Source organism: Microbulbifer sp. S227A, from assembly GCF_049800935.1.
In genome coordinates this window covers 483,713-496,439 of record NZ_JBNAFZ010000003.1, presented here as the reverse complement: position 1 = coordinate 496,439, position 12,727 = coordinate 483,713, and the positions used below count along the sequence as shown (strand labels likewise).

Sequence of the window (12,727 nt, the reverse complement as noted above, 5' to 3'; positions counted from 1 at the left end):
TCTCAGTGATGATCCGGCAGCACATCCCGTGCAAGCCGGTTCAGTGTCGTTTCCATATCCGCGCCATTGAACCGCAGGTTCAGCGCGACGTGATTGACGCCCAGCGTGACGATATCATTCAGGTAGCCGCGCAAGAAATCGGTCCCCGACTGGAACCCGAGGTGAATCGGGCGCGGCGCGGCGGCCGCATCGGCCACCAGGTCGACATAGAGCGACTGCATCACCGGCTTGTCACCCTGACCCGCAGCGGCCACCCGCTGGCGGTACTCCGACACCACGCGCCCCTGCGCCGCCGCATCGCGTGGATAGGTCATCCAGCCGTCGCCATTCCGCGCCACCCAGTCCGGGGTCTGCCGGCTGCCTCCGGTGATCAGCAGCGGTATCTGCCCGCCCACCGGTTTTGGCAACATGTCCATGCCGTTGCCGACACGGCCCCGCGCGTTCTGAAACTCTGGCCGCTCCCCGGCCATCGCACGAATATAGTCGACGCTGTCGCGAAACCGGTCCCCGCGATCCGGAAAGGTCATGTTCAGCGCCGGGTATTCCTCGGGGCGATCCCCCGAGGCGACCCCCAACAACAACCGCCCCCCCGACAAGGCATCCGCCGAGGCCGCCGCCTTGGCCACATGCGCCGGGTGGCGTAGCGGCAGGACAATGCTGGCGACCCCAAGCGCGATGTTCCGGGTCGTGGCGGCAAGGGTTCCGAGATAGACAAAGGGATCATAAACCTGCCCTGCATCGCCAAAGGACGGCACGTTGAACGGCACATCCCGCAGCCATAGCGCGGCAAACCCGAGCTCATCCGCCATCCGCGCAAGCTCAAGATGACGCGCCATCGCGGGCACCGCGCTCTGGGGATAGCTTTCGAGCGGCACCACGAGGCCGATGCTCAGGCGATCGGGTTTGAACACCGCGTTATAGGCCCGGTTGATCCGGCGAAACCCGCCAGTGACGTTCTGTTCAAACATGTATGGTCTCCTGTCCGGGCACGTCAGAACCGCAGCAATGTCCGGGTTTCGATGCTCTTGCGAATGCTGTTCACACCGGGATCCTCGACAAGGTCCACGGCGCTGTGGCCGACCGACGGGTGGCCGAAACTGTCATAGATGTTGAACGCCACCACCTCGTCCGGCGTCATCCGCGACAGGTAGAGCCAGTCATGCCGCTCATTCGCCGCAAGCCCCATGATATGGCCGCGCCGGTCGGGATAGATCAGGTCGATCAGGACCCAGTCCTGCGGCGCCACGCTGGACGGTCGCACAAAACCAAGCGGGGCCGTGTTGATCGGATTGTCGATGGGTCGCCAGACATTGACAAAAGCATAACGCCCGCGCTCCCATTCCGCCGCGCGCTCATCGCCAAGAATGTCACGCAACCGCTTTTGCGCGCCTTCGCGGCTGTAATCGCTATGCACGTTGCGGGCCGGGCGGCGGGTCGATTGCGGATCGTCAATGCGCACGGTGTGGTCGAACACCACCACCTCGCTGGCCCCCAACTCGCGGATCAGGTGCGCGGTCAGTTCGCCATCGTAGGTCGCCTGCCAGTCACCCGATCCGTCAAACCGTTTCACCGCAGAGGGCAGCGGCGCATAGGAAATCCCGTCCTCTTCGAAAGTGACCCCCGCGCCGCCGTCGCGCAGGTCCCTGAGCCCGATCTCGGTCGCGATCAGTTCCGGTGCCACGATCGCCCCGGTTACGCCCCCGGCATCGATGTGAAAGGCCTGCCGTTCCGGCTTGTGGACGTGATAGTTTACCGTACCCGTTCTCGACATTGTTCCGCTCCGCTGACTTGTGCCATCTGTCCCCTGGCAAACCGCGCCCTGCATTTCCACGCTGCGCCGTTGCCTTTGTGTGAAGCGAACATATACTACGCACAACACAGATAAATGCCGAACAATCGGCATCAGAATTCCGGTTTTGGATAAAATACATGGATACAGACAGCCTTCGCCTTTTTGTTCTGGCCGCCGAAAAGCTGAACATCAGCGCGGCGGGGCGCGAACTCGGGCTGGCCCCGGCGGTGGCCAGCGCCCGGCTTGCCAAGCTCGAGAACGAGGTGGGGGCGGACCTGCTGCATCGTTCGACGCGCAAGGTGTCGTTATCACTTGAGGGCGCGGAACTGCTGCCCTTTGCCCGGGACATACTTGAACGCGCCGATGCCGGGCTTGCGGCGCTTGGCAAGGGCAACCCGATGGCCACCGGAACCCTGCGTTTTGCCGCGCCCAGCACCTTTGCCCAGCTGCACATTGCGCCGATCCTGCCGGATTTTCTCGCCCAGCATCCGGAGGTCACGCTCGACCTGCGGCTGTCTGATGTGCAATTCGACCTGATCGAAGGCAGCTTTGATCTCGTGCTGCGCAATTCGGCACTGGAGGATTCCAACCTCAAGGGGCGCAAGCTGGCCGATGACCCGCGCATTCTCTGCGCGTCCCCCGCCTATCTGGCCGAGCACGGCATCCCCAAATCCCCGCGCGACCTGCTATCGCATCAGCTGATCGCCTTTCGCGACCAAACCCCCCGCCCGCTCTCCGGCCCCGGTGATCGGGCCGCGAGTTTCGATCCGCGCGCGGCGCGGGGGCGGCTGATCCTGGACGATGGCCACAGCCAGAAAATCGCCACGCTGGCCGGGGCCGGCATATCGATCAATTCGTCCTGGAGCGTCTATCGCGAGATCACCGAAGGACAGTTGATCCGGGTCCTGCCCGATTACGAGATCGCCGACAAAACGGCGCTCTGGCTGGTCTATCCGAAATCCAACGTGCTGTCGTCCAAGGTCAGGGTGTTCATGGACTTCCTGCTCGAACGTATCGCAAAATCACCGGTCTGGCAGGGCTGACCCCGGCGTCAGTGATCGTCGCTGTCCGCCGCGCTGTCATCCATGTCGATCTCGGTCATCTCGACCGGTGCAGAAGATGGCGCGGCTTCGGGGTCGTCCGCATCATTGGTCAGAGCTTCGCCGGGCACCGCGCCAAGGGCCTCGGGATTGCGGATCCAGATGTCGCGCTGTGCAAACGGGATTTCGATCCCCTCTTCGACAAAGCGGCGGGCGATCTCGTGGTTCATGTCGGACTTGACCGACAGCATCCAGTTCACGTCGCGCAGGATCGCGCGGATTTCGAAATCGAGCGAGTCGGCCCCGAACCCCTGGAACACCACGCTGGGCGCGGGATGGGCCAGCACCATGGGATGTGCATTTGCCACCTTGGACAGGATGGTTTCGACCTTGCGGGTATCCGTACCATAGGCAACGCCAACCGGAACGATCACCCGGCCAACCGTGTTGCCCCGCGTGAAATTGGTGACCGTGCCGCTGATCAGATCCGAGTTCGGCACGATCACGTCGGTACGGTCAAAGGTCTCGATCCGTGTCGAGCGCACCGAGATGTCGCGCACATAGCCCATCTGGCCGTTGACATCGATCCAGTCATCCTTGGAGATCGGGCGCTCGATCAAAAGGATGATGCCCGAAACAAAGTTCGAGACGATGTTCTGCAGGCCGAAACCGATACCAACCGAAAGGGCACCGGCAACATAGCCAAGCGCGGTCAGGTCGATCCCCGCGCTGATGATCGCCAGCAGCGCGGTGACAAAGATGCCGATATAGCCAACCCCGGACACCACCGCGTTTTGCCCGCCGGGGTCCATCTTGGTCTTGGGCAGCAGCGAATTGCGCAACCCGCCCTGCAACAGCCGGGTCAGCGAATAGCCGATGGTAAAGACCACCGCAAAAACGATGAAGATGGTCGGCGAAATGGTGATCCCGCCCACGTCAAAGCCGCTCATCAGCATCGACCAGACTTCGGCAAGCTCGGCAGGGCGCGCGCCCCAGATCAGTGCCAGGATCGGCAGGGCCAGCACCGCCAGCACAAAGCCGACCACCACGATCAGCAGCGAATCCGCCGCGGCCTCGCCCTTGCCCGAGGTCCAGCCATAGATGTTGGCGGCAAAGCGGTGCAGAATGACAAAGGTCGCCAGCAGCGCGATCGTTTCCACCGCCGGGAACACGATCGCATCGGCGGCGGCAACATAGCCGAACGCGGCCAGCAGCGGTGACAGGATCCCGAGCATGTAGACGATGCGCTGAACCAGGTCGATGACGCTGGAAAACCCGACCTTGCGGCCCTCGTCCTCGGCTTCACCGGTGTCGGATGATGGCGGCTTGCGCAGGCGCATCATCCGCAACAGCACCAGGCCCGTCGCCAGGATCAGCGGGAAATAGATGACTGCGAGCGTCCCTTCCGACGGGTTGTCGATGCGCTCGAACAGGCGGATCAGGTCCTGCAGGATCAGGGACAGCGCCAACAGCCCCACATAGATCCGGTATTGCGTCGCTTTGGCGGCTATATGGCCTTCGGGATCGGTCTGGATCGCGTGGGTCACGATCTGCCTGCGGATCCAGTCGAGATAGAGATAGATCGCCGCGAGATAGGGTATCTGCTGAACCAACAGCGTGCCGCGCACCCCGAGAATGCCAGTAAACTGCAACGCGCCGCACAGAAAGACCACGCCGCCCCATGGGATCAGGATCCGGGTAAGCGAGATCACGAAGGTCCAGACGCCGCTCCCCGCCCCGCCCAGCGAACGCAGGTAATTGCCCAGCCGGTCCGACCACCGCTTGCCCTTGACCAACAGGACCATGCCGATGATCGTCAGGATGGCAATTGCTGGCAACCGGTCCTGTACCTGTGCCCTGACCGCGCCGATCCCGAAATTCTGGGTGGTTTCGTGATAGAGCCGCAGAATGGCCTGCCGGGTTTCACGATAGGCTTCGGGCCAGAGGGCGAAATTCAACGGCGAGGGTCCGCGCGACAGCAACTCCCGCTTGGTGCGCGACCAGATCGTCGAGTCGATCTCGCCGATCAGCCCGTTGGCGCGGCTATAGGCCTCTTCCGAAATAACTTGCGGCACGCGCAGATTGTCGAGCTGGTCATTCAGCCGCTGGCGCAGCTGCGCGATATCCGCAACCTCGGTGCCGCCATCCTCGGGGGCCGGTCCCAGGGCCTTGAGCTGGCTCTCGAGGGTTTCGATCCGGTCGCTGTTGCGGGTGCGGCTTATGTTGAAGGTGTCGCGGAATTCCACGATCTCGCTGCGCAGCTGTTCCAGCGACGCGTTTGACGCCCGCTTGGTGTTCAGCACCGCCTCTGCACGCTGTGCCGTGGCCAGCCAGCGGTCATGAAAGGCGCGTTGTTCATCGCTGAACTGCTGCGCGCCCGCAACCGTTCCGAGCCACAGCAGGGTGATCGAAAGCAGGGTCAGCAGGCAGGCACGCAGCGTGCGCATGTCAGGCGTCCTCGAACACGCCCGGTATCGACACCGGACCCCGTGTCATCCACGCTGGCACGGGCAGGTTCTTGTCCTTGAGGAAGGCCGGGTTGAACAGCTTGGACTGATAGCGCGTGCCATAGTCGCACAGCACGGTCACGATGGTGTGGCCTGGCCCCAGATCGCGCGCCATGCGCACCGCGCCGGCGATGTTGATCGCGGTCGAACCGCCCATCACCAGCCCCTCGTCACGCAGCAGGTCAAAGACATAGGGCAACGCCTCTTCGTCCGGAACCTGGTACGAGAAATCCGGCTTGAACCCTTTCAGGTTCTCGGTGATGCGCACCTGTCCGATGCCCTCGGCGATGCTGCCGCCCTCGGCGACAAGTTCGCCGGTGGTGTAATAGCTGTAGAGCGAGGCCCCCATCGGGTCGGCAAGCGCGATCTTGACGCCCTTGGGCTGCAACGCCTCGGCCACCCCCGCGAGCGTGCCGCCCGAGCCGACCGCGCTGACAAAGCCGTCGACCCGACCCTCGGTCTGCGCCCAGATCTCGGGACCCGTGGTTTCGACATGGGCCTGACGGTTGGCGACATTGTCAAACTGGTTGGCCCAGATGGCACCGTTGGGTTCGGTCTTGGCCAATTCCCTGGCCAGCCGTTCGGAATAGCGCACGAAGTTGTTGGGGTTGCGGTATGGTGCCGCGGGCACCTGGACCAGCTCTGCCCCGGCAAGGCGCAGCATGTCCTTTTTCTCTTCGCTCTGGGTTTCCGGGATCACGATGACGGTCTTGAACCCCATCGACGCCCCAACCAGCGCAAGCCCGATCCCGGTATTGCCCGCCGTGCCTTCGACAATGGTGCCGCCCGGCTGCAATTCACCGCGCGCGATGGCATCGCGGATGATGAACAGCGCCGCGCGGTCCTTGACCGACTGGCCCGGGTTCATGAACTCGGCCTTGCCCAGAATTTCACAGCCGGTTTCCTCGCTGACGCGGCGCAGCCGGATCAACGGCGTGTTTCCTACGGCCTCGGCCAGATCACGTGCGATATGCATGATGCCCTCAAAAGTTGTTCCCGCCCCATGTATCGCCGGACCTTGCCGACCTCAAGCGTTGACACGCCACTGTTACGCGGTTCCGCGCAGCCGGCCGCGGTGCCGTGCCAGCCAGAGCGCCGTGGTGACCAGAGGCATGTCCTTGTATGCGCCCGCGTCGATCCCTTGCATCAGCGCGTCATAAGAGATCACCTTGCTGCGAATATCCTCGCCCTCGTCGGTGCCGCCGGTCCCGGTGACATTGCCAGCCAGATCCGCGAGACCGACAAACAGGTGCAGGTATTCCGTCGACGAGCCGGTACTGGAGTACATCCCGCCCACCGGTTCGAGCCGCCCGAACGCCAGGCCCGCCTCTTCCAGCGCCTCGCGACGGGCCGCCACCTCTGGCGGTTCTCCCGGCTCAAGCAGCCCGGCGACTGGCTCCCAGACCCAGGGCGCGGGATCGCCGGTCATGAATACCGGCGCGCGGAACTGTTCGATCAGCAACACACAGTCGCGCCGGGGATCATAGGGCAGCACCACCGCCGCCTCGCCCACCAGGATCGCTGCACGGTTCAACACATCGCTCATGCCGCCATCATACTGGCGCACCTGCACGTCGATTTCCTGCATGGAAAAGAACTTGGTATAGGGATGGTGATGCGCCGCCACGCGCACATCGCGCGACAGGTCGCGATCCGGGTCCGCCTGCCGTTTGCGCCCGGCGACCAGCGCCGAGGCCCGCCGGCGCATGCCGGGAAAGGCCAGGGTCATCTCTTCGGCGCTCTTGCGGCCATACCACGCCATGGCCTCGGCGGCGGCACACAGGCTGATCTCGGCCCAGTCGCGTTCCCAATCCGGCAGCGACCACGCTCGCTCCGTCGCCTGATCGACAGTGTCGGGATAGAACACCAGCGCAGGAACCATGTCGCCCGTTTCCGCACGCACCGAAACCTCGCGCAGCCGATAGGCAAACCCGCCCTCGTAAAAGCGCAGCCGGTTTGCCTCGTCCTCCGAGACATCGTGCAGCAGGATGCCGGTGGCAACGGCACCGGGCACCGACGCGAAATGGGGAAACGGTTCGTCTCCGAGCCGAAACACGCCGTGATCGGCCAGCGTGGCGGCGCTGACCGTCAGCGCCCCCTGCGCCCGACCCAGCACAAGCTGCAACAGCGGCACATGGCGCAGCGTGCCATAGAAAAAGAAATCGGCCAATCTATCCAAGCTCCCGTGATCAGCGCCAGCGGCGCCATGTCCATTCGGTCGCCAGCCCCGACACCGCCCCGCCCAACAGTGCGGTCCCGATGACCGTCGGCACCAGCAACATGCGGGCATAGTCGGTTGCAATTCCGAAGATGGCGACAATCGCTTCCAGCGGGCCGTCATAGCGGTTGTTCATCGCCTGATCGACCATCTCATAGCAGGACTGCACGAACAGCCCCCAGAATATCAACGCGGCGGCCCCGGTCAGCCCGTTGTTGATCGCCGTCGTGGTGCCCCGCCCCGCGCGGCTTCCCACGATGATCCAACCGACAAGCAGGCCGATCCCCATGTTGACATGGGTGAAATAGCCGAAATTCATGCCCTCGGGCATCAGCGGCATGATCTGGCGGGACAGCACGAACGCCAGAAGCGCCAGGCACAGGCCGGCAACAAGGCGTGAGGAAGTGGGCATTGGGCGGTTCAGCTCCTAGGTCGGTCGTGTCACCGTTATCTGTGTCACGTCCACATTGGAACTGTCAAAAGCCGCCGCACAGGAGGTGAGGTAGAAATTCCACATCCGCCGGAACCGATCGTCAAAACCGAGCCGGGCAATGTCATCCCATTTCTCGTTGAAGGTCTGGTGCCAGCGGCGCAGGGTCAGATCATAGCTTGGGCCGAACTCGATCGAGCGCGCCACGGTCAGGTCGGCCTGTTCGATCTGCTGCCGCAGGATCGAGGGGGCAGGCAACATGCCGCCGGGAAAGATGTATTTCTGGATGAAATCGACCCCGCGCTTGTAGACCTCCCACCGGCGGTCGGCGACGGTGATGATCTGCAAGGTCGCATTGCGCCCGGGTTTCAACCGGTCGCGCAGGCTCTGAAAGAACACCGGCCAGTATTTTTCGCCCACGGCTTCGAACATCTCGATACTGGCTATGCCATCATAGGTGCCGGTTTCGTCGCGATAATCCTGCATCTTGAAGGTCACGCGTTCGCCCAGCCCGGCCCGGTTGATCCGTTCGCGCGCGAATTTCAACTGTTCCTCGCTGATCGTCAGCCCGGTCACCCGCATCCCGCGTTCCCGCGCCGCATATTCCGCAAAGCCGCCCCAGCCACAGCCGATTTCCAGGATGTGATCGCCGGGCCGCGCCTGCATCTGGTCGAGCATGGAGGCGTATTTCGCGGTCTGTGCCGCTTCGAGACTTTCCTGCCCGGTGGTGAACAGCGCGCTGGAATAGGTCATCGTGTCATCCAGCCACAGACCATAGAATTCGTTTCCAAGGTCATAGTGGTACGAAATATTCCTGCGGGCCTGTTCACGATGGTTGCGGCGCAGCCAGAACCGCAGTCGTTCATAGGCGCGCACCAGCGACATGCCCGGAAAGCCATCATAGATCATGTCGTTGCCCAGATGCACGAGGTCCATGAAGGCCTGTAGATCGGGCGTGCTCCACCAGTTTTCCAGATAGGCGTCGCAGAACCCCAGGTCGCCCTCGCGCACCAGCCGCGCGAAGAGGTCGGGATGATGCACATGCAGTTCGGCCACCGGACCGGGCCGCCGCCCCTCGGCACGAAACACCCGCCCGTCATCCAGGTGGATGTCCAGCCGCCCGCATTGCAGCCGCTGCACCGTGTCCATCGCCTGCGCGAAATACCGGGGCAGGTTCTGCTGCCCCTCTGTTGTTGTCAGGATCATCGGCTCATCCCCTGCCACTTCCCTGCCAAAAGGTTAAATCCTCACAGGATTTCAGGCAAGGGAACTGGCCATGTGCGCCAGATCGGTTCAGGTTTCGTCAGAACCAGAAACACGCTGCCTCTCCCCTGGGCTGGGCGCGTATTTCGATATGCCCGTTTCCACGAAATCCTGAACCGCCTCAGAACCCGCGGTTTTCATAGGCCGAGAGCGCGCGTTTGCGTCCCTCGTCCACGGCCACCACGGCGCGCGGATAGGTGTCTGCCGCAGACAGCCCCCACCGGCACGGCACCGCGTCGAAATAGGCAAGCGCGTCCCGGTTCGGGCTGCCCTGCCCTTCGGCGATCCAGCGTCGCGCATAGCTGCGGTCCCGGTCGAACCTGTCAAGCTGGGTCTGCGGGTTGAACACCCTGAAATAGGGCGATGCATCCGGCCCGCAGCCCGCCGCCCATTGCCAGCCCATCGCGTTGCTGGCCGGGTCCCAGTCGGTCAGGCAATCGGCAAACCAGTCCATGCCGGTTTTCCAGTGACACATCAGATGCTTGGTCAGATAGCTGGCCGCGATCATCCGGCCGCGATTGTGCATCCGCCCGGTCACATACATTTCGCGCATCGCCGCATCGACGAATTCAATACCGGTCCGCCCCTGTTTCCAGGCAACCGCATGGGGATGATCGGGGTCGGTATCCCATGGAAAGGCCGCCCATTCCTCGCGCCAGCTTGTGCGCAGGATATGTGGGGTGTGATGCATCAGGTGATAGGCAAATTCCCGCCACGCCAGCTCTTTGAGAAAGGTCTCGGCCCCCGGTTTACCCTCGTGCCGCGCACGCAGCCCCGCATGCCAGCAGCGATGTGGGCTGATCTCGCCCAGGCTCAGGTATTCCGACAGGCCCGAGGTGCCGTCGACGCCGGGGATGTCCCGGCGCTCGGCATAGGTGTCGACACCATCGGCGATGAAGGCATCGAGCCGCGCAATCGCCGCATCCTCGCCCGGCCGCGCATGGCCGCGAACAACCTGCGCGCCACGATTCATCCGCGCCTCCAGCCGCCACCCCGCGAGGCAGTCCGACCCCGGCCAGTCCACCGGCGTGACAAGCCGCGAGGGGCCTGCCAGCGGTGGTTCGACATCGCGCTGCTTGACCGTTTTCCAGAACGGCGTGAACACCTTGTAATAGCCGCCGGTGCCGGTCTGCACGGTCCAAGGCTCAAACAGCAGATGCCCGCCAAAGGACTGTGCCCTGACCCCCTGCGCCCTGAGCTCCGCCTTGATCCGCGTGTCGCGCTCAACAGAGTCCGGGTCATAGAGGCGTGACCAATACACCGCGCCGGCCCCGGTCTCGCGGATCAGGTCCTGCAGCACCTCCAGCGCGTCGCCGCGACGCAGGATCAGGCGGCTATTCCGCGCCCCGAGCGCGCGCGCCAGACGTTCCAATCCCAGCCCCAGCCGAAACCGGGGGGCCGCGCCCAACGCGTCGGTCGGCGGATCGAGAATGAACACCGGAATGACAGGCCGCCCGCTCTGGGCCGCGGCACAGAGCGCGGCGTGATCGGACAGACGCAGATCGCGGCGGAACCACATCAGGATCGCGGAAGGATGGCTCATGCGCATTCAACCTCTTTTCAGAGTATTACGCATCACGTCCGGTTTCGGATCAAAGAACCTCGTCCAGCGCCGTCAGAAGCCGTTCCAGCTCGGCCTGCGACGTGTAATGCGTAAAGCTGAGCCGCAAGACCCCGTCCTCGGGCCTGACCCCGACCGCATCAAGCACACGGCCGGCGTAGAAATCGCCGCCCCCGGCCATGATCCCGTGCGCCGCGAGCTCGGCGGCGACCGCTTCGGCATCGCGGTTCAGCGCCAGGGCCACCGTCGGTGCCCGCCGTGTCGCATCGGACGGCCCGATCAGCCGCACCGCGTTGCGATCCTTGACCGCATCCAGCAAGGGCTGCAACAAAGCGATTTCATGTGCCCGCATCAGGTCATGCACGTGGCTGCCCCGCTCGGACGGCTTGCCCGACGGGCCATCGTGATGGGCGCTCAGCATGTCGACGTAATCGGCCATCCCGGCACAGGCCGCGACCTGCGCGTGATCCGGCCCCGCCGGGGTGAACCGCTTGTAGAGCGAGTCGCCGTTGAACACATGCCCCTGGTTTGGCAGCATCTGGCCCAGCGTCCGGCGGATCACCATCAGCCCCTGATGCGGGCCATAGGTCTTGTAGGCCGAGAACAGGTAGATATCCGGCCCCAGCCGCCCGACATTGGCAAAGCCATGCGGCGCATAAGACACCCCGTCCACACAGACAAAGGCCCCCGCCGCATGGGCAATGGCGGTGATCTCGGTCACCGGGTTGATTTCGCCGACCACGTTCGAGCAATGGGGAAAACAAACCAGCCGCACGGATTCGTCCAGCAGGTTTTCAAGCGCTGCCGGGTCCAGATGGCCGGTCTCGGGATCGACCTTCCATTCCCGGATCTCGATGCCGCGATCCGCCAGCCGCCGCCATGGCCCGGAATTGGCCTCGTGATCCTGGTTGGTGACAACGATGGCCTCGCCCGGCTGCATCCACGCCCCAAAGGCCTGGGCCAGCACATAGGTGTTTTGCGTGGTGCTCGGGCCAAAGCTCAGCTCGTCGGTTTCAACACCAAGGATCGCCGCCATTCGCGCGCGCGCCTCGTCCATCTCGGCCCCCGCCAGGCGGCTGGCCTCGTAAGGGGCATAGGGCTGTACCTTGCGCTGTGTGTAAAATCGCGTCAGCCGATCGATCACCGGCGCGCAGGTATATGAACCGCCAGCATTTTCAAAGAACGCATGCCCCTGCAAGGATGGCTCGTCAAAGGCCGGAAACTGCCCACGCACGAATTCTGTGTCCAACGCCATACCAATTCTCCACCTTTGCTGACGGGGAATGGATGCCGCTCCTGAGAGCCAAGGTCAAGCGCCACAGCCAAAGCCATTCGCGTCAAACCGGTATCCCCTGACTCGGCCCGACATCAGCGATTTCAAGGTATTGGGTGATGCCCCATGGTCCGGATGCCGGCGCGCCGCCGTAATGACAGAAACTGTCAACATGCCCTGCTAGGGATGGGATATCCAAACCGCAAAGGACACATCATGAACATGCCATCCCAACACGCCATTGTCTGGGCCGAATTGCCGGTCCGGGATCTGGACAAGGCCACCGCGTTCTATGCCGCGACCACCGGCGGCACGCTGGTCCGCGAGGAAGACGGCCCCAACCCGATCGCGATGTTTCAGACCCCTGACAACGGCGTCTCGCTGCATCTCTACCCGGGCGAGCCCGCCGAGGACGGGCGCGGCCCGACACTGCACCTGTCCAGCGCCGGAACGCTGGAAGAAACGCTCGAACGGGTCAAACAGGCCGGCGGCGAGGTGATTTCACCGATCATCGACATTCCGCCCGGGCGGTTTTTCTACATCAAGGACCCGGACGGAAATTCCATCGGTTTCTTTGAAACCCGGTCCTGAATCCACGACGCCCCGACCGTTTGGCCGGGGCGTCGCACGTCGTGTTTCGGTG

The 12,727-nt window shown here is 63.6% G+C and carries 11 protein-coding genes; 2 read left to right on the top strand and 9 right to left on the bottom strand.

Annotated features, from left to right (window positions below; genetic code table 11):
• Nucleotides 1–2: 2 nt before the first annotated feature.
• Nucleotides 3–968 (bottom strand): TIGR03571 family LLM class oxidoreductase, encoded by a 966-nt coding sequence (locus ACP15R_RS10175; protein WP_424986291.1) that lies wholly within the window; start codon nt 966–968, stop codon nt 3–5.
• A gap of 23 nt (nt 969–991) precedes the next feature.
• Nucleotides 992–1,771, bottom strand: a complete 780-nt coding sequence (locus ACP15R_RS10170; protein WP_424986290.1) for a CmcJ/NvfI family oxidoreductase — start codon at nt 1,769–1,771, stop codon at nt 992–994.
• 158 nt (nt 1,772–1,929) lie between these two features.
• Here ACP15R_RS10170 and ACP15R_RS10165 point away from each other — a divergent pair, with 158 nt between their 5' ends.
• On the top strand, nt 1,930–2,835 hold the full coding sequence (locus ACP15R_RS10165; RefSeq protein ID WP_424986289.1) for a LysR family transcriptional regulator: 906 nt from the start codon (nt 1,930–1,932) through the stop codon (nt 2,833–2,835).
• Between the two features lie 8 nt (nt 2,836–2,843).
• On the opposite strand, the gene ACP15R_RS10160 is transcribed toward ACP15R_RS10165, so the two are convergent.
• The 7 genes from ACP15R_RS10160 to ACP15R_RS10130 form a co-directional block, all read right to left on the bottom strand.
• Nucleotides 2,844–5,279, bottom strand: coding sequence for a DUF3772 domain-containing protein (locus ACP15R_RS10160; protein WP_424986288.1), 2,436 nt, complete (start codon nt 5,277–5,279; stop codon nt 2,844–2,846).
• A 1-nt stretch (nt 5,280) separates the two neighbouring features.
• Nucleotides 5,281–6,315, bottom strand: a complete 1,035-nt coding sequence (locus tag ACP15R_RS10155) for a cysteine synthase A (RefSeq protein ID WP_424986287.1) — start codon at nt 6,313–6,315, stop codon at nt 5,281–5,283.
• A gap of 72 nt (nt 6,316–6,387) precedes the next feature.
• Nucleotides 6,388–7,509: an NUDIX domain-containing protein gene (locus ACP15R_RS10150; RefSeq protein WP_424986286.1), complete on the bottom strand. Its 1,122-nt coding sequence runs from the start codon at nt 7,507–7,509 to the stop codon at nt 6,388–6,390.
• Nucleotides 7,510–7,528: 19 nt separating this feature from the next.
• On the bottom strand, nt 7,529–7,969 hold the full coding sequence (locus ACP15R_RS10145) for a TrgA family protein (RefSeq protein WP_424986285.1): 441 nt from the start codon (nt 7,967–7,969) through the stop codon (nt 7,529–7,531).
• 15 nt (nt 7,970–7,984) lie between these two features.
• Entirely contained in the window at nt 7,985–9,193 is a 1,209-nt protein-coding gene (locus ACP15R_RS10140) for a class I SAM-dependent methyltransferase (RefSeq protein WP_424986284.1), read from the bottom strand.
• Nucleotides 9,194–9,371: 178 nt separating this feature from the next.
• Complete coding sequence (locus ACP15R_RS10135; RefSeq protein WP_424986283.1) at nt 9,372–10,793, bottom strand: cryptochrome/photolyase family protein; 1,422 nt, start codon at nt 10,791–10,793, stop codon at nt 9,372–9,374.
• Nucleotides 10,794–10,842: 49 nt separating this feature from the next.
• Nucleotides 10,843–12,066 carry an aminotransferase class V-fold PLP-dependent enzyme gene (locus ACP15R_RS10130; protein WP_424986282.1) on the bottom strand — a complete coding sequence of 408 codons (1,224 nt, stop codon included), beginning with the start codon at nt 12,064–12,066 and terminating at the stop codon, nt 10,843–10,845.
• A 234-nt stretch (nt 12,067–12,300) separates the two neighbouring features.
• Here ACP15R_RS10130 and ACP15R_RS10125 point away from each other — a divergent pair, with 234 nt between their 5' ends.
• Nucleotides 12,301–12,675 (top strand): VOC family protein, encoded by a 375-nt coding sequence (locus tag ACP15R_RS10125; RefSeq protein WP_424986281.1) that lies wholly within the window; start codon nt 12,301–12,303, stop codon nt 12,673–12,675.
• Nucleotides 12,676–12,727 lie beyond the last annotated feature (52 nt).